Source organism: Longimycelium tulufanense, assembly GCF_014645795.1.
In the GTDB taxonomy this organism is placed as follows: Bacteria; Actinomycetota; Actinomycetes; order Mycobacteriales; family Pseudonocardiaceae; genus Longimycelium; species Longimycelium tulufanense.
Genome location: NZ_BMMK01000014.1, coordinates 118,899 through 142,475, shown reverse-complemented (window position 1 = coordinate 142,475; position 23,577 = coordinate 118,899). Strand labels below are relative to the sequence as shown.

At 69.5% G+C, this 23,577-nt stretch carries 19 protein-coding genes; 7 read left to right on the top strand and 12 right to left on the bottom strand.

Features of this window, described 5'->3' with window-relative positions:
• From IEY55_RS16165 to IEY55_RS16150, 4 genes are all read right to left on the bottom strand, one after another.
• A complete protein-coding gene (locus IEY55_RS16165) occupies positions 1-1,239 on the bottom strand; it encodes an ABC transporter permease (protein ID WP_189058709.1) in 1,239 nt (412 codons plus the stop codon).
• 47 nt (positions 1,240-1,286) lie between these two features.
• Entirely contained in the window at positions 1,287-2,381 is a 1,095-nt protein-coding gene (locus IEY55_RS16160) for an ABC transporter permease (protein WP_189058633.1), read from the bottom strand.
• On the bottom strand, positions 2,381-3,997 hold the full coding sequence (locus IEY55_RS16155) for an ABC transporter ATP-binding protein (protein WP_189058631.1): 1,617 nt from the start codon (positions 3,995-3,997) through the stop codon (positions 2,381-2,383). The genes IEY55_RS16160 and IEY55_RS16155 overlap by 1 nt, the downstream gene beginning before the upstream one ends.
• Before the next feature lie 61 nt (positions 3,998-4,058).
• Complete coding sequence (locus tag IEY55_RS16150) at positions 4,059-5,189, bottom strand: BMP family lipoprotein (protein WP_189058707.1); 1,131 nt, start codon at positions 5,187-5,189, stop codon at positions 4,059-4,061.
• Between the two features lie 950 nt (positions 5,190-6,139).
• Here IEY55_RS16150 and sdhC point away from each other — a divergent pair.
• Genes sdhC through IEY55_RS16130 form a run of 4 tightly spaced genes read left to right on the top strand, consistent with a single transcriptional unit; the run spans position 6,140 to position 9,617 of the window.
• Positions 6,140-6,589, top strand: coding sequence for a succinate dehydrogenase, cytochrome b556 subunit (gene sdhC, locus IEY55_RS16145; protein ID WP_189058629.1), 450 nt, complete (start codon positions 6,140-6,142; stop codon positions 6,587-6,589).
• A gap of 2 nt (positions 6,590-6,591) precedes the next feature.
• Positions 6,592-7,017, top strand: coding sequence for a succinate dehydrogenase hydrophobic membrane anchor subunit (locus IEY55_RS16140; RefSeq protein WP_189058627.1), 426 nt, complete (start codon positions 6,592-6,594; stop codon positions 7,015-7,017).
• 24 nt (positions 7,018-7,041) lie between these two features.
• Complete coding sequence (gene sdhA / locus IEY55_RS16135; RefSeq protein WP_189058625.1) at positions 7,042-8,829, top strand: succinate dehydrogenase flavoprotein subunit; 1,788 nt, start codon at positions 7,042-7,044, stop codon at positions 8,827-8,829.
• Positions 8,829-9,617: a succinate dehydrogenase iron-sulfur subunit gene (locus IEY55_RS16130; protein ID WP_189058623.1), complete on the top strand. Its 789-nt coding sequence runs from the start codon at positions 8,829-8,831 to the stop codon at positions 9,615-9,617. Before sdhA ends, IEY55_RS16130 begins: the two co-directional genes overlap by 1 nt.
• A gap of 140 nt (positions 9,618-9,757) precedes the next feature.
• On the opposite strand, the gene IEY55_RS16125 is transcribed toward IEY55_RS16130, so the two are convergent.
• Positions 9,758-10,126 (bottom strand): hypothetical protein, encoded by a 369-nt coding sequence (locus IEY55_RS16125; RefSeq protein ID WP_189058621.1) that lies wholly within the window; start codon positions 10,124-10,126, stop codon positions 9,758-9,760.
• A gap of 37 nt (positions 10,127-10,163) precedes the next feature.
• Positions 10,164-10,439, bottom strand: a complete 276-nt coding sequence (locus IEY55_RS16120; protein WP_189058619.1) for an SCO4848 family membrane protein — start codon at positions 10,437-10,439, stop codon at positions 10,164-10,166.
• A 61-nt stretch (positions 10,440-10,500) separates the two neighbouring features.
• On the opposite strand from IEY55_RS16120, the gene IEY55_RS16115 reads away from it, so the two are divergent.
• A complete protein-coding gene (locus IEY55_RS16115) occupies positions 10,501-11,790 on the top strand; it encodes a D-alanyl-D-alanine carboxypeptidase family protein (protein WP_189058617.1) in 1,290 nt (429 codons plus the stop codon).
• A gap of 350 nt (positions 11,791-12,140) precedes the next feature.
• On the opposite strand, the gene IEY55_RS32810 is transcribed toward IEY55_RS16115, so the two are convergent.
• The 5 genes from IEY55_RS32810 to IEY55_RS16090 all read right to left on the bottom strand — a co-directional run bounded on the left by IEY55_RS32810 (position 12,141) and on the right by IEY55_RS16090 (position 19,081).
• Complete coding sequence (locus tag IEY55_RS32810) at positions 12,141-12,503, bottom strand: septal ring lytic transglycosylase RlpA family protein (protein WP_308424765.1); 363 nt, start codon at positions 12,501-12,503, stop codon at positions 12,141-12,143.
• A 122-nt stretch (positions 12,504-12,625) separates the two neighbouring features.
• Positions 12,626-13,663 (bottom strand): inner membrane protein YhjD, encoded by a 1,038-nt coding sequence (yhjD, locus tag IEY55_RS16105; protein ID WP_189058615.1) that lies wholly within the window; start codon positions 13,661-13,663, stop codon positions 12,626-12,628.
• A 28-nt stretch (positions 13,664-13,691) separates the two neighbouring features.
• Positions 13,692-14,717, bottom strand: coding sequence for a tryptophan--tRNA ligase (trpS, locus tag IEY55_RS16100; RefSeq protein ID WP_189058613.1), 1,026 nt, complete (start codon positions 14,715-14,717; stop codon positions 13,692-13,694).
• 1,018 nt (positions 14,718-15,735) lie between these two features.
• Positions 15,736-16,014, bottom strand: a complete 279-nt coding sequence (locus IEY55_RS16095; RefSeq protein ID WP_189058611.1) for a hypothetical protein — start codon at positions 16,012-16,014, stop codon at positions 15,736-15,738.
• A 286-nt stretch (positions 16,015-16,300) separates the two neighbouring features.
• Entirely contained in the window at positions 16,301-19,081 is a 2,781-nt protein-coding gene (locus tag IEY55_RS16090; protein ID WP_189058609.1) for a bifunctional FO biosynthesis protein CofGH, read from the bottom strand.
• Positions 19,082-19,654: 573 nt separating this feature from the next.
• Here IEY55_RS16090 and IEY55_RS16085 point away from each other — a divergent pair.
• The gene (locus IEY55_RS16085; RefSeq protein WP_189058607.1) at positions 19,655-20,455 is read left to right on the top strand and encodes a hypothetical protein; all 801 of its coding nucleotides are present in this window, start codon (positions 19,655-19,657) and stop codon (positions 20,453-20,455) included.
• A 1,002-nt stretch (positions 20,456-21,457) separates the two neighbouring features.
• Positions 21,458-22,246, top strand: a complete 789-nt coding sequence (locus tag IEY55_RS16080) for a hypothetical protein (protein WP_189058605.1) — start codon at positions 21,458-21,460, stop codon at positions 22,244-22,246.
• A gap of 109 nt (positions 22,247-22,355) precedes the next feature.
• On the opposite strand, the gene IEY55_RS16075 is transcribed toward IEY55_RS16080, so the two are convergent.
• Positions 22,356-22,727 (bottom strand): helix-turn-helix domain-containing protein, encoded by a 372-nt coding sequence (locus tag IEY55_RS16075; RefSeq protein ID WP_229686440.1) that lies wholly within the window; start codon positions 22,725-22,727, stop codon positions 22,356-22,358.
• Positions 22,728-23,577 lie beyond the last annotated feature (850 nt).

Sequence of the window (23,577 nt, the reverse complement as noted above, 5' to 3'; positions counted from 1 at the left end):
CTAGCCCCCTTCACCCTTCCGGTAGGTCGCACCGATCGCGGCCGGTGGTCGGAGCCGTTGTGCCGCCACCGCCAGCACGATCAGGGTCAGGAAGTGCGGTGCGTACGGGGTGAGCTGCTCCGGCAGCTCGTCGGTGTACCAGTACAGCGCATACAGCAGTCCAGCGGACGCCCCGGCGATCACCATCGGAAGCCACCGACGCCGAATCAGCTGGAAGATCGCCAACGCCACGAGGAACAACACCGCACCGTAGAGCAACGCGTGCACCGTTTCCTCGCCACGCCGCAGCTGCAGGCCGTCGGTGTAGCCGAACAACGCGGCACCACCGAGCAACCCGCCCGGTCGCCAGTTGCCGAAGATCATCGCGGCCAGGCCGATGAAGCCACGCCCGCCGGTCTGTCCCTCCAGGTAACCGGGCTGGCCGTGCTGCAGCACCAGCGCGGCACCACCCAGCCCGGCCAGCGCACCGGAGGCGGTCACCGCGAGGTACTTGTAGCGGTACACGTTGACGCCCAGCGACTCCGCGGCGACCGGGTTCTCGCCGCAGGACCGCAGCCGCAGGCCGAACGGGCTGCGCCACAACACGAAGAAGCTCACCGGAACCAGCAGGATCGCGATCAGGGTCAACGGCGACACGTTGATAAGCAGTCCACGCAGGATTCCGGCGACGTCGGAGATCCCCACCCGTTGCAGGTCCTCGAGACTACGCAACCAGTCGGTGAGCGGCTGCACCGAGAACGTGTCGAACTTGGGCACCGCCGGCGACTCGCGCGGGTTCTGCGAGATCGGCGCGAAGATGAGCGTCGACAGGTACTTGGTGACGCCCGCGCCGAGCAGGTTGATGGCGACGCCGGACACGATGTGGTTGACGTTGAAGGTGATCGTCGCGACGGCGTGCACCAGCCCGCCCAGCGCGCCGAACACCGCCGCCGCGAGCATCCCGGCCCACGGACCCCACTGGTAACCGCCCCAGGCGGCACCCCAGGTGCCCATGATCATCATGCCCTCGAGGCCGATGTTGATCACGCCGGCGCGTTCGGCCCACAGGCCGCCGAGGCCGGCGAGCATGATCGGCAGTGCCAGCCGCAGCGCGGTCTGCACCGTGCCAGACGAGGTGAGCTCCGGCAGTCCGGTGAAGTACGAGGTGGTGGACACCACCGTGATCGCGATCGCCACCCACAGCATGGCCGACAGCCAGCCGGGAACGCGCCTCCGCGGCGCGGGGGCCGGTTCGGTCATCGGGCCGGCCGACGGGTTGGGCTCGGCGGAGGAGGTGGTCACCAGGTTCACGAGGCACCTCCGGCGGTGGCGGCGGCCGGCTCGGCGCCGCCGAGCTTCTGGCCGACCCGGCGTTGCTCGGCGCGCAGCTCGAAGCGGCGGACCACCGCGTAGGCGACCACCACGGACAGCACGATCGAGCCCTGCATGATCGTCACGATCTCCTTCGGCACGCCCACGTTGTCCAGCGCCACCGCGGACTTGTCCAGGAACGCCCACAGCAGGGCGCCGAACGCGATCCCCGCCGGGTGGTTGCGGCCGAGCAGCGCGATGGCGATGCCGGTGAAGCCGTATCCGGCCGGCGAGGTCATCAGGTAGGTGTGGTCGCGGCCCAGCAGTTCGGGCATGGCGACCAGGCCGGCGACACCGCCGGAGAGCAGCATCGAGACCAGGATCATCCGCTTGGCGTTGACGCCACCGGCGGTGGCCGCGGTGGGCGACTCGCCGGCGGCGCGCAGCTCGAACCCGAACCGGGTGCGGTTCATCAACACCCAGTAGCCGATGCCGACGGCCACGGCCAGGAACGCCAGGCCGAAGAGGGTCCCGTAACCACCCAGGGGAACGCCCGGCACCCACCCGCTGGACGCGATCTCGGCGGTCGAGATGTTGTTACCGCGCAACACGCCGAACATGTCGTCGCGGATCATGAAGGCGATGATGCCGGCCGCGATCGCGTTCAACATGATCGTGGAGATCACCTCGTGCACGTTCCGGGTGACCTTCAGGATCGCGGGGATGGCGGCATAAGCAGCGCCGACGAGGGCCGCAACCACGATGATGAAGGCGGCGTGCACCCCGGTGGGCAACGCGACCGCGCCACCGACCACGGCGGCAACCACCGCGGCGAGCCGGTACTGCCCCTCGACGCCGATGTTGAACAGGTTCATCTGGAACCCGATCGCCACCGCCAGTGCCGCCAGGTAGTAGACCGACGCCGAGTTGACGATGTCGACCGCGGTCGTGCCCTCACCGACCTGGCCCACCATCGCGGCGAGCGCACTGCCCGGGTTGGCCCCGGAGATCAGCAGCGTGATCGTGCACAGCAATGCGGCGAACGCGATCGCCAACACCGGCGGCAGCAGCTGGCCGCGCAACGACCCCATCACCGATCACCCCCCTCGCCGGGCTCCTGATGGTCGGCGGCGCCGTCCTTCTTGGCGTCCCTGTCGCCGGCGGCGCCGGTCATGGCGGCACCCAGCTCCTCGGGCGTGACCGTCTTCGGGTCGGCCTCGGCCACCAGCCGGCCGCGCAACATCACCTTGATCGTGTCGGACAGGCCGAGCAGCTCGTCCAGGTCGGCCGAGATCAGCAGCACCGCCAGGCCGGCCGCCCGCGCGTCCTTGATCTGCTCCCAGATCAGCGCCTGCGCGCCCACGTCCACGCCGCGCGTGGGGTGCGAGGCGATGAGCAGCACCGGGTCGCCGGACAGCTCGCGACCGACGATCAGCTTCTGCTGGTTACCGCCGGACAGCGCGGCGGCCGCAACCTCGATGCCGGGCGTGCGTACGTCGAAGTCGCGCACGATCCGCTCGGTGTCCTGACGCGCACCGGCCCGGTCCAGCCATCCGCGCCTGGCGGTCGGCCGACGGGTCTGGTAACCGAGGATGCGGTTCCACCACAGCGGCTGGGTGAGCAGCAGGCCGTACCGGTGCCGGTCCTCGGGCACGTAGCCGATGCCGGCCTCCCGCCGCGCGAGCGTGCCGACCCGGGTGATGTCCTTGCCGGACAATAGGATCCGGCCGGCGCTGGCCCGACGGATACCCATGATCGTCTCGACCAGCTCGGTCTGGCCGTTGCCCTCGACACCGGCGATGCCCAGGATCTCGCCGGCCCGCACCGTGAGGTCGAGGTCGTGCAGCAGCTCCCGGCCGTCGCCTTCGGCGCGCAGCGTCAGGCCGCGCAGCTCCAGCACCGCACGGTCGGTGACGACGGACTCGCGGGTCTGCGGACTGGGCAGCTCGGTGCCGACCATCATCTCGGCGAGCTGGCGGTTGGTCACCGTGGCCGGGTCCGCGGTACCGACCGTGGTGCCGCGACGGATCACCGTGATGGAGTCGGCGATCGCGCGCACCTCGTCGAGCTTGTGCGAGATGAACAGGAACGTGTAGCCCTGTTCCCGCATGGCACGCACGCTGGCGAACAGGTCCTCGACCTCCTGCGGCACCAGCACGGCGGTGGGTTCGTCGAGGATGACGATGCGGGCCCCGCGGTAGAGGACCTTGAGGATCTCCACACGCTGCCGGTCGGCGACGCCGAGCCGCTCGACGAGCAGATCCGGGGCCAGGTCGAAGCCGGTCTGCCGGGCCAGCTCGGCCACGCGGCGGCGGGCCCGCCCACCGATGCCGTGCGCCGACTCCGCGCCGAGCACCACGTTCTCCAACACGGTGAGGTTGTCGGCGAGCATGAAGTGCTGGTGCACCATGCCGATGCCGGCGGCGATGGCGTCCGCCGGCGAGCGGAAGTGCACCTGCTCGCCGTTGATCTCGATGGTGCCCTCATCCGGCTGCTGCATGCCGTAGAGGGTCTTCATCAGGGTCGACTTGCCCGCGCCGTTCTCACCGCAGAGCGCGTGCACCTCGCCGCGGCGCACCGTCAGGCACACGTTGTCGTTGGCCACGACGCCCGGGAACCGCTTGGTGATGCCGCTGAGCACGACGGCGGTGGCACCGCCGCCCGGATCCGCCCCGGCGTCGGTGCCGGTGGGTGTTGGGGTGGTCATCTGCTCACTCCTCAAGGGCCGGGGCCCGAGGAGGCGGTCCTCGGGCCCCGAAGTCACGCGCTCAGGCGCCCGGCCTGTCCCTCACCTCGATGTTGCCGGCGATGATCTGGCTCTTGTACGCCTCGAGCACGTCCTCGATGTCGTCGAGCTTCCCGCCGGAGGTGGCGTAGTCGACGCCGTTCTCCTTGAGGTTGAGGACGTCGGGCATGGCGCTCAGGTCGTTCTTGGCCACCGCGCGCAGGAAGTCGACGACGCCGACGTCGACCCGCTTCAGCATGGACGTGATGATCACGTCCCGGTAGGCGGCGAGGTTCTTCTGCTTGTACTGGTCGGAGTCGACGCCGATCGCCATGGCGCCGTCGGCGTCGTCGACCGCGGCGAAGACGCCCTTACCGGACCCGCCCGCAGCCTGGTAGATCACGTCGGCGCCCCGGTCGAGCAGGCCGCGGGTGGAGTGGGTGGCCTTCTCCGGGTCGTTGAAGCCGGAGAAGTCGCCGGCCGAGGTGAGGTACTTGACGTCGACCCGAATGTCCGGGGCGGCGGCCTTGGCGCCCTGCAGGAAACCGGCCTCGAACTTCTGGATCAGCGGGGTCTCCACGCCGCCGACGAACCCGACGTGGCAGTTCCTGCTCTTGTAGGCGGCGGCAACACCGACCAGGAACGAGCCCTGCTCCTCGGAGAAGAGAAGCGGGGTGACATTGGGAGCACCCTCGACGGTGGCGTCGACCAGGGCGAAACGAACGTTCGGAAACTCGGGCGCGACCGCCTCGAGCGAGTCGGCGTAGGAGAAGCCCACGGCGATGATCGGGTTGAAACCGTCCTGGGCGAGCTGGCGGAGACGGGACTGCTTGACGTCCTCGGACTCCTGGTGGGAGGCGGTGACCTCCCGGACGTCGGTGATGCCCAGCTCTTCCTTGGCCCGGTCGATGCCGGCCGCGGCGGCGTCGTTGAACGACTCGTCGCCCCGGCCGCCGACGTCGAAGGCCAGGCCGACCCGCAGGTGGCTGCCGTCGATCCGCTCGCCGGTCGCCGTGGTGGTGGCAATGAGGCCGGGGATCAGCTCGGGCTTGTCCGCGAGCTTGCAGGCCGCGGCCTGACCGCCGACGGAGCCACGCCGCCCAGCGTCCTTGGCGCAGGCCACGAGGGACATCGCGCCGGTGAGGGCGATGACCGCGAGGACGACGCCGCGCATTCGACGCACTGCTCGTTCTCCTCCCGCTTTCACGAGCACGACACCACCGCCGTTGGTGGGTCGGGCAGGGACGGTACCTCGTCCTCGCAGGTGGGGCGGCACGGTGGTCTGGCCACGTGACCGAATCGTTGGCGGTGTTCAGCGCAGCGATTCCGGTTGATGACGCTCCGCAACGAGAATGCCTACGCTCCGCACCGACAGCCGCCGATACCCGCCCACTCAGTAGCCACTCGGGGCCCAAGTTGTTCTTGCTGCGCGGGATTCGGACACACCGGGCAGCACGGAAGTAGCGCGAGGGCACGACCGCCCCACCCGCCACAGATGGCACTGCAGAACCGATCCGGACGCCGAGAGGGTTCCGCCGCCCCACAACCTCTCGGTACAGAGCCCGATCGGCCGCCCGACGCCCGCTTGCTGCCGGGCCATCCCCTCCGCTCCTCGGCCCGCAACCGGGTGTCTCCCGCCTCACGGCACAAGGCTTCAGCCTGCGCCACCATCACATCCGGGCGCGAAACGACGACGGCGCAACCCGATTCCCCGTTCAGACAACAAAAAGAATGGAATGGTGGAGACGGTTCACCCGGTCGCCCGACGTTCTCCGGAATCGGTACGGAATGCGCGATGCCGCCTAGAACAAGCGTTCGACACCGCGTCTGGCACCCATTCGATGCGCACCCGGAGTGACCGCCGCCGTGAGCCGCAAGGCTCGCTCACCCGACCGGGTCACACGCACCCACACGCCCACTGAACTGCGGTTCTGCCGACACTCCCGCCGGAGCGGGGCCGGGGCAGGACGATCACGGCGTTTACCACACGTTGTCTCATCGATCACACCGAGACGTCCGCCATTGGGCCGGGTGGATGACGCAGGACTAGCATCCGGAAGGTCAAGGCTCCGTATACCCGAACGCGGAGCCGCAGTCCACCAGCGATGTTGGAGGCCGTCCACCATGGCCAGCACCACCGCCTCCGAGTTGGGCACGGGGGGCGCCCCGGCGCGGGAGGGCGGCTCCCGCGGCGGCGGGGGCACCTTGTACCGCGGAGACCTGGGCATGTGGACGTGGGTAGCCCACCGGATCACCGGCGTACTCACGTTCTTCTTCCTGCTCGTGCACGTTCTGGACACCGCGCTGGTGCGGGTCTCGCCGAACGCGTACGACAAGACCATCGAGCTCTACAAGAACCCGCTGGTCAACCTGATGGAGGTCGGCCTCGTCGGCGCCGTGCTCTACCACGCGCTGAACGGCATCCGGGTGATGCTGGTCGACTTCTGGTCCAAGGGACCGAAGGTGCAGCGGGCGATGTTCTGGGTCATCGCGGGCATCTGGCTGCTGGTGATGGTCCCCGGTGCCTACTTCATGCTCGCCCGCACCATCTCCGAGCTGTTCGGGGGTCACTGATCATGGCTGCCACCCTGGACTCCACGCCGGCCCTCGACGCCCCGCGCACCCCGCGCCGCGCGCCCGTGCGGCGCAGCAACTTCGAGCTGTACAGCTGGCTGTTCATGCGGCTGTCGGGCCTGGCGCTGGTGGTGCTCGTCCTGGGCCACCTGTTCATCATGAACATCCTCGACGGCGGCGTGCACCGCATCAACTTCGCCTTCGTGGCCGGCCGCTGGGCGTCGCCGTTCTGGCAGTTCTGGGACCTGTCCATGCTGTGGCTGGCCATGCTGCACGGCGCCAACGGCCTGCGGACCGTCATCAACGACTACGCCCGCAGGGACGCCTCCCGGTTCTGGCTGAAGATTCTGCTCTACACGGCGACCGTGCTGACCATCGCGCTCGGCTCGTTCGTGATCTTCACCTTCGACCCGAACATCGGGAACTGACGCGGCCGGCGAGGAGAACCAACGATGCAGTTCCACAAGTACGACGTGGTCATCGTCGGTGCCGGCGGCGCCGGCATGCGCGCGGCCATCGAGGCCGGGCAGCGCTGCCGCACCGCGGTGCTGACCAAGCTCTACCCCACCCGGTCGCACACCGGCGCGGCGCAGGGCGGCATGTGTGCGGCCCTGGCCAACGTCGAGGAGGACAACTGGGAGTGGCACACCTTCGACACCGTCAAGGGCGGTGACTACCTGGTCGACCAGGACGCGGCCGAGATCATGGCCAAGGAGGCCATCGACGCCGTGCTCGACCTGGAGAAGATGGGCCTGCCGTTCAACCGTACGCCCGAGGGCCGGATCGACCAGCGGCGGTTCGGCGGCCACACCCGCAACCACGGCGAAGCCGCCGTTCGTCGTGCCTGCTACGCGGCCGACCGCACCGGTCACATGATCCTGCAGACGCTGTACCAGAACTGCGTCAAGCAGGGCATCGAGTTCTTCAACGAGTTCTACGTCCTGGACATCTGCCTCACCGACACCGACAACGGTCCGGTGTGCACCGGCGCGGTCGCCTACGAGCTGGCCACCGGCGAGATCCATGTGTTCCAGGCCAAGGCGGTCGTGTTCGCCACCGGCGGGTTCGGCAAGGTCTTCAAGACCACCTCGAACGCACACACGCTGACCGGCGACGGCATGGGCATCGTGTTCCGCAAGGGGTTGCCGCTGGAGGACATGGAGTTCTACCAGTTCCACCCGACGGGCCTCGCCGGGCTGGGCATCCTGCTCACCGAGGGCGCGCGGGGCGAGGGCGGCATCCTGCGCAACGCCGACGGCGAGCGGTTCATGGAGCGCTACGCGCCCACCATCAAGGACCTGGCACCGCGCGACATGGTGGCCCGCGCCATGGCCACCGAGGTGCGCGAGGGTCGCGGCTGCGGCCCGAACAAGGACTACGTGCTGCTGGACCTGACCCACCTCGGTGCCGAGGTGCTGGACGCCAAGCTGCCGGACATCACCGAGTTCTCCCGCACCTACCTGGGCATCGACCCGGTGACCGAGCCGGTGCCGGTGTACCCGACGGCGCACTACGCGATGGGTGGTATCCCCACCAACATTGAGGGCGAGGCGTTGCGGGACAACGACAACGTAGTTCCCGGACTGTACGCGGCGGGCGAGTGCGCGTGCGTGTCGGTGCACGGCGCGAACCGGTTGGGTACCAACTCCCTGCTGGACATCAACGTGTTCGGCCGGCGAGCCGGCATCGCCGCCGCGGAGTACGCGGCCGTCCACGAGCACGTCGAGCTGCCGGAGCAGCCGGCGCGGTTCGTCGAGGCACTGGTGGACGGGGTGCGCGGCGGCACCGGCAACGAGCGGGTCGCGGACATCCGCACCGAACTGCAGGCCACGATGGACATGAACGCCTCGGTGTACCGCACCGAGGACACCCTCAAGCAGGCGCTGACCGACGTGCAGGCGCTCAAGGAGCGGTACGCCCGGGTATCCATCCAGGACAAGGGCCGGCGGTTCAACACCGACCTGCTGGAGGCCGTGGAGCTGGGCTTCCTGCTCGACCTGGCCGAGGCGCTGGTGCAGGGCGCGATCAACCGCAAGGAGTCGCGCGGCGGGCACGCCCGCGAGGACTACCAGGCCCGCGACGACGTCAACTTCCTGCGCCACACCATGGCCTACAAGCAGGGCATCGAGCCGGGCCACGCGCACCACAAGTCCCTGCAGGAGGTCCTCACCGCGGACATCCGGCTGGACTACAAGCCCGTCACCATCACCCGCTACCAGCCGATGGAGCGCAAGTACTGATGACAGCGACCGTTGAGAAGGCGCCAACGGCGGGTAGCCGCGGCTCGCAGCCGCCGGTGCCGGAGGGCGCCACCACCATCACCGTGAAGATCCGCCGGTTCAACCCGGAGACGGACACCGAGCCGTGTTGGGAGTCCTTCGACGTCCCGGCGTTGCCGACCGACCGGGTGCTGAACCTGCTGCACTACGTCAAGTGGTACCTGGACGGCACGCTGACGTTCCGCCGGTCCTGCGCGCACGGCATCTGCGGCTCGGACGCGATGCGCATCAACGGCGTGAACCGGTTGGCGTGCAAGGTGCTGGTGAAGGACCTGCTGGCGGGTGCGGGCAAGCACACCACCATCACGGTGGAGCCCATCAAGGGCCTGCCGGTCCACAAGGACCTGCTGGTCGACATGGAGCCGTTCTTCGAGGCGTACCGTGCGGTCAAGCCGTTCCTCATCACCAGCGGCAACGAGCCGACCCGGGAGCGGATCCAGTCGGCGGCCGACCGGGAGCGCTTCGACGACACCACGAAGTGCATCCTGTGCGCGGCCTGCACCACCTCGTGCCCGGTGTTCTGGTCCGAGCAGCGGTACTTCGGCCCGGCGGCGATCGTCAACGCGCACCGGTTCATCTTCGACAGCCGGGACGAGGGCGCCGAGGAGCGGCTGGACATCCTCAACGACGTGGACGGTGTCTGGCGCTGCCGTACGACGTTCAACTGCACGGACGCCTGCCCGCGTGGCATCCAGGTCACGAAGGCGATCCAGGAGGTCAAGCGCGCCCTGCTGTTCCGTCGGGTCTGACGCGGGACGCGGAGCGCACGCGTGCCGAACGTGACGAAAGTGCCCCCTGGTCCGGTAACGGCCAGGGGGCACTTCCGTGTTGTCGATCGGGTCGTGGTTAGCTGTCCGTGGCGAGGCCGTGCGACGGCGCCGGCGGGCCGTCAGCTCCAGAACACGGCCACACCGGTGTTCAGCACGACCAGCGCCGCCAGGGTGGGTGTCAGCCAATTGGCGATGCGCTCCCTGTTCTGGAAGCCAACGGCCAGGCCGGCGATGACGACGACCACCACCAGCTTCACGCCGATCTTGACGTGGTTGAGGTCGCGGTCCATGACCTCGGCCACACCCACCAGCCCCATGCCGGTGAGCAGTTGCAGCACCGATCCATGCAGCCAACCCTTGTTCAGCGGCCCCTCCGGGTTGTTCAGCGGCCCCTCCGGGGCCGTCCTGCGCTGCAGGAAGAACATGGCGACCAGGATCGCCATCCCCAGCAGGTGCAGGAACAACAGCAGGTTGCGCACGAACTCCACGGGGTGTCCTTCCTCGGTGTGGTGGGAGGTCAGTCGGTCACTTCGGTCCGTCGTGGTCGTTGGCCCGGGTGGGGTTCGCCCCGGTCGCCCGACCAGCGCGGTAACCCCGCCAGCCGATGACACCGATAACAGTGCCGAAGAGCAGCGAGGCCAGCACGAGCAGCAGGTGCACCGTGAAGAACGAGGTCGGGCCACCCTCCGCGGCCCACGAGCGGGGATCCTTCCAGATGTTGCGCAGGAAGTTCGGCCAGATGAGCCATGTCCACACCGCGAAGGCGAGCAGGAAGAGCGAGGCGCGGCGGGAGAGTCTCACCCACCCAGTATCGGTGGTGTCCGATGCGCCCACCGCGGCAGGGGTAGCTAGCCTGGACCCGATGCCTACGAAGCAGTTTCGCCGTTCGGCCGTGGCGGTGCTCGCCGCGGCCGGTGCTCTGTTCGCGGCCGTGTCGCCCGCGGCCACGGCGGCGCCGAAGGCGGCGGACCACGTGCGGCACAAGCCGCTGGCGGCGGCGTGCGAGAACCGGACGGCGCCGCCCCCACCGGTGGACACCTCCGAGCAGCCCGCACCGGGCAAGTCGTCCCCGCCCCCACCGCCGATCCCGGACCACCCGGTCGGCGGCGAGAAGCTGGGCGGCTGCGGCGACGTGCTCCCGGCGGGGGCGCCGAAGCCGCCCAAGGACGTGTCCGCGGCGTCGTGGCTGGTCGCCGACCTGGACACCGGCAACGTGCTGGCCGCTCACAACCCGCACGCCCGGCAGCGTCCCGCCTCCACGATCAAGGTCCTCACCGCGTTGACCGTGCTCAGTTCGGGTGACGTGAAGCTGGACGACAAGGTCACCGTGAGCAAGGAGGACGCCGAGCAGGAGGAGACACGGGTCGGGCTGGTCCCGGGCCAGCAGTACACGGTCCGGCAGCTGATGACGGCGATGCTCATCCGTTCGGGTAACGACGTGGCGCACGCGCTGGCGCGCCAGCTCGGCGGGCTGGACAAGGCCGTGGCCAAGATGAACACGCTGGCCAGGGAACTGGGCGCGCTGGACACCCAGGCCGCCACCCCGTCCGGGTTGGACGGCCCGGGCCAGATGACCTCGGCCTACGACCTGGCGTTGGTCTTCCGCAAGGCCATGCAGAATCCGGACTTCCGGAAGGCGGAGGCCACCCGGTTCATCGACCTGAAGGGCCTGAGCAAGGGGCCGCGGGTCGTCAACGACAACCAGCTGCTCACCCAGTACCCGGGTGGCATGGCCGGCAAGACCGGGTTCACCGACGACGCCCGGCACACCTACATCGGGGCGGCCGAGCGGAACGGCCGCAAGCTCGTCGCGGTGGTGTTGCGCACCGAGCAGCAGCCGGTGCCGGCCTGGAAGCAGGGTGCCAAGCTGCTGGACTACGGCTTCGCCCTGAACCGGCACGCCAGGGTGGGCGAGCTGGTCAGCGGGCCACCCCAGGCGGTGCTGGCCACCACGACCGGCCCGGCACCGCAACCAGCCGCGGATCCGGACCGTGAGCTGGCGGCGCCGAAGAGCCCGAACGGCGATGACAGCGCGTTCGGCACGGTGGGTATGCCGCTGACGATCGCGGCCGGTGTGGCGTTCCTGATCGTGATGGCGATGTATGTGCGGCGGAAGCGGGCGGTGGCGCGTCGCAGGGCGATGAGTAGCTGAGTCGACATCCCGGCGAGGTGGTGCGGTAGGGGCGGGCCGCCCGACGCCGACGCACCTAACCTGCTCTGACGGCGCCGCATCCGGGGGACGCCCGTCCAGCGACACATCGGCTGGGTGCGGCCGACCGGCGCCGCGCCCGCCCGGCGTCAGCCCCACTCCGGTGCGGAAACCCCGTTTGCGGGCCGCGCGGGCCATCGCACCTCCGCGGAGCGCACCTGAAGTCCGTACCCGCGTTCTTCGGGCTGGTGGCGCACCCAACTCGGCAGCGACATGGATGGGGCCCGGAGTTCGCGACCTCCGGGCCCCATCCGCGTTGTGGAGAGCGGGCCGGTGGGCGGCCCGCGGGGTGCTCAGATCCGTCGCACTGTCACCGGAGCGACGCCCTGACTCAGTGGCGCGATGGCGGCGAACGCCTGCTTGCTCAGGTCGACGCAGCGGCCGCGGACGAAGGGGCCGCGGTCCGTGATCGTCACGACGACCGACTTGCCGTTCCTGCGGTTGGTCACCCGGGCTTTCGTTCCCATCGGCAGCGTGCGATGGGCTGCCGTGTAGCCGCCCGACCGGGTGCTGTACCAGGATGCCTGGCAGCTCTCCCGCGGTTGGAGGGGGGACGGCCCGGGATCGGCGGTCGCCGCCGGCGCGAGGGCCAGGACCCCGCCGAACGCGGCGAACGTCGCCACGGCGGCGGTCCTCTTCCGATGCGTGGTGGACACCACTGATCTCCTTCGTTCGGTGGTCCGCGGGCACCGGGCCCGCCTGGCCACCCACCCGCCCCACGCCGCGCCACGGCAGGGTGGGCGTACCGGTCGCTACCCGCCGCAGCCCTAGGCGGTCACTACCGGCGACGGAGGAGACTACGCAGCGCGATTCCGGCCAGCGCGCCGGCCCCCAGCAACCCGGCCGCGGTGCGTGTGTCCGGCCGGGCGCCGACGGCCACCGTGGGCCGGATCACCGCTGGTGGTGGCGGCTGGATCGGTTCGGGGCGCAGGTTCTCCCGGGCGGTGGCGGTCCACGCGGTGACGTAGAGCAGGAACCGGGCGACGAGGAAGGCGAACACCAAGAGGCCGAGCAAGGAGCCGAAGGCGGCGCCGGACGGGGTGGCAGTGACCCGCGCCAGGTACACCGCGCCGACGATCTTGAGGGCCTCGAACCCGACCGCGGCCACCAGAGCGCCCCGCATGGCGCTGCGCAACGCCACCGGCTCCCGGGGCAGCCGGGCCAGCACCCACAGGAAGACCACCCAGTTGGCGAACACGGCCAAGGCGATGGACAGGACCTGGAACGACACCGCGGCCCAGGTCTGGCCGCGGAGCCCGAGCAGTTCGAGTAGGTGGTCGGCGAAGCCGGTGGCGGCCGCGGTGAGGCCGAACGACACGGCCATGGCCAGGCCCAGGCCGACCAGTGCCAGCAGGTCGGCAAGCTGCTTGCGCAGGAACGGCGGGCTGGGCCGTTCCGGGGTGCCCCACTGGGCGGTGAGCGCGTCCCGCAGGTTGGACATCCAACCGAGGCCGGCGTAGAGCGCGAAGGCCAGGCCGATGATGCCGACCGAGTAGCGCTGGCTGACGGCCTGGTCCACGGCGCGGCGCAGGGTGTCGCGCAGGCTGGCGTCGGGCACCGCGTCGACGATCTCCTGCCGGGCGCGGTCCAGCAGTTCGGGCTGGCCGGCGAGGACGAACCCACCGACCGCGAAGGCGATCATCAGTAGCGGGACGAGGGAGAGCACGCTGAAGAAGGTGATCGCCGCGGCGTAGTGGTTGCCGTAGCGCTCGTTGTAGCGGTCCTTGGTCCGGAACAGGTGGTCCAGCCACTCGCGCTGCTCGCGGAGCCGGTCCAGCCGGGACCGCTCGGTCTTGTCCGTCCGCTCGTCGACCACGCGGGGACGCTATCCCGGATCGGCCTCCTCAACGCGCCGGCGACAGGAAGCCCACCCGGTCGTAGGCCCTGGCCAGGGTTCGGCTGGCCACCTCGCGGGCGCGCTCGGCGCCGTGGGCGAGGACCTTGTCCAGCTCGGCGGGGTCGTCGAGGTAGGAGCGGACGCGCTGCTGGAGGGGGGTGACGAAGTCGGTGAGGACCTCGGCGAGGTCCTTCTTCAGGTCGCCGTAGCCCTTGCCGGCGTAGTCGCGTTCCAGGTCGGCGACGGGCCGGTCCGCCAGCGCCGAGTAGATGACCAGCAGGTTGCTGACGCCCGGCTTGGTCTCGGGGTGGTAGCTGATCTCGCGGCCGGTGTCGGTGACCGCCGAGCGGATCTTCTTGGCCGACACCCTGGGGTCGTCGAGCAGGTCGACCAAGCCGGCCGGGGTGGCGGCCGACTTGCTCATCTTGGCGTTCGGGTCCTGCAGGTCGTAGACCTTGGCGGTCTCCTTCGGGATGTACGCCTCGGGCAGGACGAAGGTCTTGCCGAAGCGGCTGTTGAAGCGTTGGGCGAGGTCGCGGGTGAGCTCGAGGTGCTGGCGCTGGTCCTCGCCCACCGGGACCGCGTCGGCGCGGTAGAGCAGGATGTCGGCGGCCTGCAGCACGGGGTAGGTGAACAGGCCGACGGTAACCCGCTCGGCGCCCTGGCGGGCGGACTTGTCCTTGAACTGGGTCATGCGGCCGGCCTCGCCGAAGCCGGTGAGGCACTCCAGGACCCAGCAGAGCTGGGCGTGCTCGGGCACGTGGCTCTGCACGAAGAGGATGGAGCGCTCGGGGTCGATGCCGAGGGCGAGCAGCTGGGCCGCGGCGGCGCGGGTGCGCCGGCGCAGGGCCTTGGGGTCGTGCTCGATGGTGATGGCGTGCAGGTCGACGATGCAGTAGAAGGCGTCGTGCGTCTCCTGCATCGCCACCCACTGACGGAGGGCGCCCAGGTAGTTGCCGAGGTGGAAGGAGTCCGCGGTGGGCTGGATGCCGGACAGCACGCGCGGGCGCTTCGGGGTGGGCGTCTCGGTCATGAGTGAATTCTTCCAGGCCGCCGGGTCGGAAGGAGGGGGCCCTGCCCGGAACCTACCCCGGCCCGGCGCCACCCAGGCAGCTACCCGCGCACGCCAGCAAGTTCCCCGCGCTGGACGACCGCCCGTCGGGCGGTCGGCGCCCGGCAAGGGTCGCAGCTGTCCCGACGAAAACGCGCCCTCGCACGCCCGGCACAGCGCACAACCTCGCGGTGACCGCCCCCAGGCCCCCAACCGAGCGGCAACGGCCCAGACGGAGTTAGTCCCCACGCTCCGGACCGTCCAGGTCACGCACCCCGCCCACCGGCCAAGGCATGTGACGAGGCGGTCGGCGGCTTCGTTCCGGGGACGGTGTGCCGGTGGCCACCGGCACTCGCACCATTGGCTCGCAAACGCGCCTTTCCGACCGCAGTCGCAAACCACAAATGCGGTTGGCAACGCGGCAGGCAGCCGAAGCACGCAACCCCAGCGCCAGAGCCGACACAGCGAGCCGCATTCCCGGTGGTTGGTTTCTCGGCGCCTTCCAGCGGCCGCCTCGCGCACCACCAGGGCTTATGCGGATTCGGGTCACTCGGTGCCTGGCTCGCCTCCCCGACCCCGGCAACCACCGGCCCGCCCCGGACACGGCCCTGACGCACCCCGCAAAGCTCGATGGCCCTGCGGCGACCACCTCGAGCCCTCCGCCGAGTGGGGGCCGTGTCGATGCGACGCATCTCGTTCCGTCACACACCCGGCCCCTGCCAGCCTGGCGTGCGTCACTGCCGCGGCAGGAGAGGGGAACACGTTCCACGCCAACGAAGACCACCCATCTGCGGCCGGGGCAGCCGCCGCAACCGGCCACCAGCCCCGACGCCGCCGGTGATCTGAATCACTTGACGGGTCCTTCCCGTGCGTCAGCCACGGCATCGGGCGCGGATGGCGACCGCAGGCAGGGTTCTCGTCGGCGGGACCAGGCCGGTAGGCCACAACCTGAACCTCACCACCTGACCCGTTCAGCAATCCCCTGCGCTCGCCGGGAGCGTCAGTCCTCGCGCTCGTTGGCGGGGTCCGCGACGGCGGCGCCCTTCCGGCGCCGCACCGCACCGGCCACCATGCCGCCCAGCCCGAGCACGACCGCCGTGACACCGACGGTCCCGCCCAGCGCCGTGGTCAGGGCGACGGAACGGGTCTCCACGGCGAGCACATGGCCATCGTCCGCCGCGGCGCTACCGGCGGACGCCAGCCCCATCAGGGCAACGAAGGCGAACGCCGCGGCAAGAGCCACCGCACGGCGTGACACGGCGCGAGCTCGGCTGCGCACGAGACTGCCTCCCAGGGGGATTACCCCTCGTTCAGATGAGGGACGTGCCGTCCCCGCCGGGGCGATCGAAGCGCCCCACGCGGTTCACGAGGTTACCGCCGAGAAGTTACCCAACCCGTCAACCCGCAAGGGCTCGTTCGGGGAACTCTTCGGATTCTTGCGGCGACGCACGGTAACAGCACGCCTCGGAGCAAGATCATCCGGTCCCGTGCCCGGAGGCCCGCGCCGCGCTGTGGGAGCCTCTCGGGCTCGACCCCGAGGCGCTGTTCCGCCCGAGCCACGCCCCTCACCGGGCCGTGGGAGCCACCTCCACCGGGCCGTAGGTGGTCGTGCGCTGGCGTGCGGGCCGTCCGATCCCGGCGGCGACCGCCTCGAGCTGCGCGACCGTGCGCGACGAGCCGTGCTCGGAGCCGGCCATCCGGCTGATCGTCTCCTCCATCAGCGTGCCGCCGAGGTCGTTCGCGCCACCACGGAGCACCTGCGCGGTGCCCTCGTCCCCCAACTTCACCCACGAGCACTGGATGTTGTGGATGCGGCCGTGCAACAGCAGCCGAGCCATAGCGTGAATGGCGCGGTTGTCCCGCTGCGTAGGGCCGGGCCGCGCGATGCCGGCCAGGTAGATGGGCGCGTTGCGGTGGACGAAGGGCAACGCCACGAACTCGGTGAGCCCACCGCTGCCGTCCTGCACCCGCGCCAGGGTGCGCAGGTGCCCCAGCCAGTGGCCGGGATGGTCGACGTGGCCGTACATCATCGTGCTGCTGGACGGGATGCCGAGCCGATGCGCCGTGCTGACCACCTCGATCCAGGTGGCGGCGGGCAGTTTGCCCTTGGTGAGGACCCACCGGACGTCGTCGTCGAGGATCTCGGCCGCGGTGCCGGGGATGGTGTCCAGGCCGGCGTCGCGCAGCTCGGTCAGCCACTCCTCGACGCTCACGCCCGCCTTCGCCGCGGCGGAGACGATCTCCATCGGGCTGAACGCGTGCACGTGCATGCCGGGAACGCGCGCCTTGATGGCGCGGACCATGTCGGCGTAGCCGGTGACCGGCAGCTTCGGGTCGATACCTCCCTGCAGGCAGACCTCGGTGGCGCCGGCCCGCCATGCCTCCTCGGCGCGGTCGGCGACGTCGTCGACGGAAAGCCGGTAGGCGTCGGCGTCCCGCTCGCGTTGTGCGAAGGCGCAGAACCGGCAGCCGACGTAACAGACGTTGGAGAAATTGATGTTTCGGTTGACGACGTAAGTGACGTCGTCACCGACGACGTCGGCACGAAGCTGGTCAGCGATGCGCGTCAGCTCTTCCAGAGCGGGCCCGTCGGCGGTGAGAAGGGCGAGCGCGGCGTCGGTGTGCCGCTCGTCGAGGAGCGCCGCGGGGTCCTCAGCTGCGAGCCTCAACCCCGCAATGACGTCGGAGTTCAACCGCTCCGGCGCGCCCTGACCCGGGCCCGGTCGCGACGTGTCCGTCGATTGGTCAACCTCGGATGCGGTTGCGTGAAGCGTGCCCGCAGATTCCAGGAGCGTGCCCGCGGATTGGTGGTCTGTTCCCGCGGGATTCGGGAGTTCGCTGGCAGATGCGAGGCCGCTGCCCGCATTTTCGGGGCAATCGCCCGCTTCTGCCGCGGACAGCAGCGCATCCTGGGCGGCTTCGGCCATCCGCTCGTGGGAGTCAGCCTGTCGCTGGCGTGCCACGACGCTGCGTCGAAGCTCTTCCCAGTCGCCGTAGACCGTGTCGAAGTCGGCCCGGCGGTCGCCGGTGCGGCCCGTGGTGTCGATGCTGGCGTGCAGGTCCGTGCGACCGGTGGAATCGAAACCGCCGTCCGGCTCCTGCCACGTGCGGCCTACCGGCATCGCGGTTTCGTCGGCCATGCCGTCCGGGCGGGCGAGTGCCGAGACGTGTCCGATCAACCTGGCATCGATCCAGGGTGCACTCTGCCCCTCGCCGAGCACCGACTGGACGTAATGCGGGTACGCCGTCAGACGCTCGCGCAACGCGAAGCCGGCGGCAGCCGTGCGCCGCTCCAGTTCCTCGATCCGCGGCCAGGGCAGCTCGGGGTTGACGTGGTCGGGCGTCACCGGCGAGACGCCACCCCAGTCGTCGATGCCGGCACGCAGCAGCAGGTCGTGCTCCTCGCCGATGAGGTTGGGCGGGGCCTGCACGCTGGTGCCGGATCCGAGGAGCAACCGGGCGACAGCCGTGGTGGCGGCGAGGTCCGCGATGTCGGCGTCCGGGTGGTTGCGCATGGCGGTGTCCGGCTTGGCGCGGAAGTTCTGCACGATGACTTCCTGGATGTGCCGGTACTGCCGGGCGAGCTTGCGGATCGCGTGCAGCGACTCGGCGCGCTCGGTGAGCGTCTCGCCGATGCCGATGAGGATGCCGGTGGTGAATGGGACGCCGACACGGCCGGCGTCGGTGAGTACCCGCAGCCGGACGGCAGGCTCCTTGTCGGGCGAGCCGTAGTGCGGGCCGCCGGGCTCGGACCACAGCCGCTCGGCGGTGGTCTCCAGCATCATGCCCATGCTGACCGCAACCGGCTTGAGCCGCTGCAGCTCGGTCCAGCTCATCACGCCGGGGTTGAGGTGCGGCAGCAGGCCGGTCTCCTCCAGCACCGCGATGGCGCACGCGCGCACGTAGTCGAGGGTGGAGGCGTAGCCGCGGGCGTCGAGCCACTCGCGTGCCGCCGGCCAGCGGTCCTCGGGGCGGTCACCGAGGGTGAAGAGGGCCTCCTTGCACCCGGCCGCGGCGGCGCGCCGCGCGATCTCCAGGACCTCGTCGCGCTCCAGGAAGGGCGCCGGCAGGCGGTGCGGCACCGTGGCGAAGGTGCAGTAGCGGCAGCGGTCGCGGCAGAGCCGGGTCAGCGGGATGAACGCGTTCCGGCTGTAGGAGATGACGCCCGCCCGGTTCTCGGCGGCCAGGTGGGCGTCGCGGACCCGGCTGGCCGTGGCGAGCAGCTCCTCCAGGTGTTCGCCGCGAGCCGCCATGAGCACGGCGGCCTCGGTGACGTCCAACGCCGCCCCGTCCCGTGCCCGACGGAGGGCTCGACGCAGTGCGCTGTCGCTGACTTGTTCACCCACTTGGTCATCGTATGGGTGCGCGAGGGGTTTCCGCCGACCGACAACCCGGCTGGCGCAAGGCCGTTGACCAGTACATTTCCGTCGCCATGACGGGCATCACAGCGGCAGATACGCGCTTCGTCCGTCAAGGGCCGATATGCGGTTCCGTCGCTCGCGAGCCCAAACTTCGTTCGTGACCGGATTCTGTCAGCCCGCATCGTCTCTTCGGGGCAGGCCGCTCCCCCGGTCAGTCGGACGGCGACGGCGGGAGGGTGTGATGTCTGGTCCTCGCTCGGTGGCAACGGCGTTCTTGATCACGGTCTTACTCGCGGGAGCCGGTGTAGACGGAGCCCAGGCACGTGCGGCGACTCCCGAACCTGGCGCCACCACGGGGACCGGTTTGACCCGGCCAACAGCGCATGCGGCCGCCGCCAGACCCGCTGGCGAAACCACCACGACCGATTCGATGTTCGACCCGACCACATCCCAGTAGCTGTCGAGCCCGCCAACATCACCGCTGATGCCGGTCCGATGTCGGCCAGGACGGCCTACGCACTGGACCAGGTCTCATGGCGCCGCTCGACCCCGCGGTGCGTGAGCGCTACTCCAGGCAGCTCGCAGCTCGCGGAACGGCTGGGAATCGGCTGGGACGCCTGTGACCCCGCGCTGGGCCTCACCGCGAACGAACCGACCCTGAAGCGTATTTATACCTACTACGGCGAGATGCTTCTTCGTGAGACGGAGATGGAGTGGGCCCGCCTGTCGAATCTGGCCTGCAAGGTCGTGCTCGCCGGACTCCAAGATCTGCGGGCAGTGCGCAAGTTCCTCGCGCTCGGCGGGACGCCCGAGTCACTCGCGCCGCGGGTCGACCTTTCGCCGGACGTGCTGCGTTCCCTCGCCCAGATCGCCGATGCCGAGCTGCGCTACTTCGAGGCCAAGCTGGTCTCGATGGCCAAGGACCTCTTCGCCGATCTCATGTGGCAGCACGACGCTTACGCCAACGGTGGTATCGAGGCGATGCGCCGGCTGAACGCGGCGGGCGAGGTACCCGCGGGCCTGCTCCGGGTGTGGGCGGACATCGCCTCCCGTGCCCCGGAACTGGTCGAACTCGCCAACGAGCGGATACTCCACCGCGAGCAGCTGATGGTCCTGCAGCCGTCCTACGACGAGATGCTCGCGCAGTCGCCGATTCCCGGCGGCGCGCCCTTCGCCGTCGTGGCCGGGCCGACCGCCAACATCACGACGTTCGAGGCCCGCTGGCGCTGGATCACCACCGACGCGTTGCCACGATTCCGGTACCTGCTGGCCAACGACCCCGCGACGATCCTGGGGTGCCATCGCGCGCCCGGTCGACGAGGCTGTGGAGGAGTTCCGCCTCATCCCGTTCTCCTGTGAATCACCGGCCAGACATCCCGGCCGAACCAACACTCGGGTATCCGCCTGTCGGGCCGACAACATAAGCGGATGCCGGTGGGCTGACGTGGGCGTATCCGCGGAGTCGACCGGCAACACCGGCACCGATCTCGCCCAAACGACCGGCCCCTGCCCTCGGCAAGGCTCCCGCTGGCCGACACCGCGTACACACCTGCCCGCGCCAACACCCGCTCCCGTTCACGTCACCTACGCCCCTGCCACCGCGCAGGTTCCCGTTATCCGGCGGTCCGGTCATCGCGTCCAGGTGATGACCGCCCACCATGACCACACATCTGGGACATTCCGGGCGTCTCGAGTTGCGGGCGGCTCCGGCATCTCCGGCAATGGGAGCCACCTTCCCCGCCACGCAGCCGCACCCTTGCTTAAGCAAGCAAAGGTGTTCCGTCCGGAAATCGTGTCAGCAACTTACCGAAGGAGAAAATCTCTTTCGGTGCCCACCTTTAACCGGACGAAAGGTGGCAAGAATCGTCCGGTCATCCGCCGACAAGACACGAACTTCTTTTTCAGTGGATCGGTCCGGTGGCCGCCGCACGGCCCGGTTCCAGGAAAAACACCCACTCGGACCAGTTACCCCTCCCCATCGGCGGCTCCCCTCACGTAGGCTCAGCTTTCCCGCCCTGCCACTCGGCTTCTCGGTTCACCCACGCGCCGGAGCCACCCCGCCGGCAACACACGTACGGCCGCTCCGCGGAGCCGGTGTGGCGGGCGGAGCGGCAGGGAAACGGAGGAGGAGCCATGACTCGTGGAGCCTTCGGACGGGCCGGCGGCACGTTTCGGCGAACCGAACCACTGCGACGCGGGACGACGCCGCGGGGCGTCCTTCCGGAAGCAGGGGCGGTCTGACCCGGTAACGAACGTAGGTGGTGCCAGGTAACGCGGACAGTGCCGCGTAACGATTGCCGTGACAGTAACAACGCAAGGGTTCCCCGAACATCCTTGCTACCCCGCCATTGGAGTGGCTAAATGGTCGCCACGGTCACGCTTTACGTCACCGCTGCGTCAACCACCGACTGGAACGCGCTCGACCTGCTCGTCAACTTGGCATGGGCATTCGCGGTGTCATTCATCCTGAATGCGACAGCGCTCGTGGCGCGCTGCCACGGTGAGAGCAGGGGTCGCCTCCTCCAGACGTGGAAGAGCCGGCGCAAGACGTTCACGTTGCTCGGCTGCGAGACGTCTTTCCACACCCTCTTCGGAATCGTGCTCCCCCTGTTGACGCCGATCCTGCCGCCCGTCGTCTGGTCCGCCGGTGCCTCGGCGATGGCCAATGCGGTGGGCAGCGCCGGCGGTGCGGAGGGCGAGGCAGCGGCCGGTCGCGGCCGCAACGTCCTGAGCCAGGCCAAGCAACTCCTCTATCTCAAGCTCACCATGTTGCGGGAGCGGCTCAACGGGCAGCTCGAGAACGACACCATGGACTGGATCAATGGGCAGATGCCCAGGCCCGAGGATGATGACAGCGCCCTGCGCTTCGCCACGCAACAACTGGCGTGCGAACTGACGAGCAGGGTCGGCGAGGGAACGGAGAAGGGAAAGAAGGTCCAGGTCCACCTGCGGGAGATCGAGAAGGGCCTGTCGCAGTACCAGCCGGAGGACGGCTCCACACTGGAGTTGGCAAAGGACCACTTCATCCGACTACTGAAGAAGGCGTATCTCTGGGGACACCTGGACGCTGTCGAGTCCTATCAGGACCCCGGACGGATCGCCGCCGTGCGTCTCACCATGGCGTCGCTCAGGCGGCCCTCCCGCCAGTGAACCCGGTGCTCGGTCAGGCTGAGCGGGAGTGGAGACGCACCCACCGCGCGGGTGTCGTGATGGTGCGGCAGGAGAAAGCGCCGAAGCTGGCGTAATTTTCCGTGTGCGGTCAATGGAATCCCCGGGACATCGAACCTAGCTGGGCCCCGCTGCCCGCCTGGAACATCGGGCCGTCCGACGTTGACCAGACCGCCGACGCGCCCTGTTCAACGGTCGAGGCGGTGCGTTCCGGATGCGGCGCGAGGGTCACCTCGAAACGCGCGTCGAGCGCGGCGGCGACGGAGGCCAGGGTTCGAAGGGTGAGATTCGCGTCGCCGGACAGGATCTGACTCACGCGACCGGGGGTGACGCCGAGCATGGCGGCGAGGGTCGCCTGGTCGATCTTGTGGCGCGACATGAAGGTACGGATCGCGGCGGTGAAAGCGGCTGGTAAGAGCTCCAGCTCCTCGGGGAGCCGCTCCGTGTAGGTCTCCTTCGACAACCGTGGGTCAGCCATGTCTCAGCCTCCCCTCGAGGAAGCAGGTTCCTACGTGGTCCGGACAACTGTGGGTGACGACCTTGGTTTAGTCAAGGCTAAACTAAGAAATCACCCACATCGGCGTAGCTGAAGCCTTGACGGTGTCCCCCGTACTGGGACAAGGGCCAGTCGACTCGAGCTGGATACGAGTAAACGCTCGCGCGCTGTGGGATGTTTCGGGCACGCCGCCACCGGTAGCGCCGGAGCTACTGGCACCGGTCGCCGGGTGGGCGCCACAGGGGGCCACGGCATCGAGTAAGGACGCGGGTACAACTCACCCAACGGGACGCGTCCGAACGAGGGACGCAGTCGCCACCGCCCGGGAGCGAGCCGGAACTGTCCACGGGGCGGCCAGGAGACCTCGGTAACCAAGCGGTGAAGGCGGTCGGGCCACCCGGTCCGAAGGAGCCCCAGCCACCGTGAGGAGGGACGGATCGGCGAGTGGAGGAACCCCGGCGCACAGGCTGCGCTCCGGCAGCCCGCGAGTTCACCGAAGGGTTCGATCACCTCTCCCCTGCCCCGCCACGACGACGGAGCGCGACCGCTCGCCCTGGGGCCGGGATTTCGGCCCGACGGGGTCGCACGAAGGGCTGATCACCTTCTACCTAGCCCGAATGAATGCCGACACCAAGGGCAAAAACTGGTTGCTACCGCAATTCTGCGCGCGTTATCAACCGCGGAATTTTTCACCCGCCCGGCCCGCGACCGATCAGGGATTGTCGGAAAAATCCGATCCGGTCACTCGGTCAGCGGATGGCCATTCTGGCCCGTGCTACTAACGTCGGGCACCGGCCACGGACGGCAACACGAAAAC

Coding starts and splice junctions, on each gene's coding strand:
- IEY55_RS16165 (WP_189058709.1), bottom strand. CDS start 1,239: ATGACCGAACCGGCCCCCGCGCCGCGGAGGCGCGTTCCCGGCTGGCTG.
- IEY55_RS16160 (WP_189058633.1), bottom strand. CDS start 2,381: ATGGGGTCGTTGCGCGGCCAGCTGCTGCCGCCGGTGTTGGCGATCGCG.
- IEY55_RS16155 (WP_189058631.1), bottom strand. CDS start 3,997: ATGACCACCCCAACACCCACCGGCACCGACGCCGGGGCGGATCCGGGC.
- IEY55_RS16150 (WP_189058707.1), bottom strand. CDS start 5,189: ATGCGCGGCGTCGTCCTCGCGGTCATCGCCCTCACCGGCGCGATGTCC.
- sdhC (WP_189058629.1), top strand. CDS start 6,140: ATGGCCAGCACCACCGCCTCCGAGTTGGGCACGGGGGGCGCCCCGGCG.
- IEY55_RS16140 (WP_189058627.1), top strand. CDS start 6,592: ATGGCTGCCACCCTGGACTCCACGCCGGCCCTCGACGCCCCGCGCACC.
- sdhA (WP_189058625.1), top strand. CDS start 7,042: ATGCAGTTCCACAAGTACGACGTGGTCATCGTCGGTGCCGGCGGCGCC.
- IEY55_RS16130 (WP_189058623.1), top strand. CDS start 8,829: ATGACAGCGACCGTTGAGAAGGCGCCAACGGCGGGTAGCCGCGGCTCG.
- IEY55_RS16115 (WP_189058617.1), top strand. CDS start 10,501: ATGCCTACGAAGCAGTTTCGCCGTTCGGCCGTGGCGGTGCTCGCCGCG.
- trpS (WP_189058613.1), bottom strand. CDS start 14,717: ATGACCGAGACGCCCACCCCGAAGCGCCCGCGCGTGCTGTCCGGCATC.
- IEY55_RS16080 (WP_189058605.1), top strand. CDS start 21,458: ATGGTCGCCACGGTCACGCTTTACGTCACCGCTGCGTCAACCACCGAC.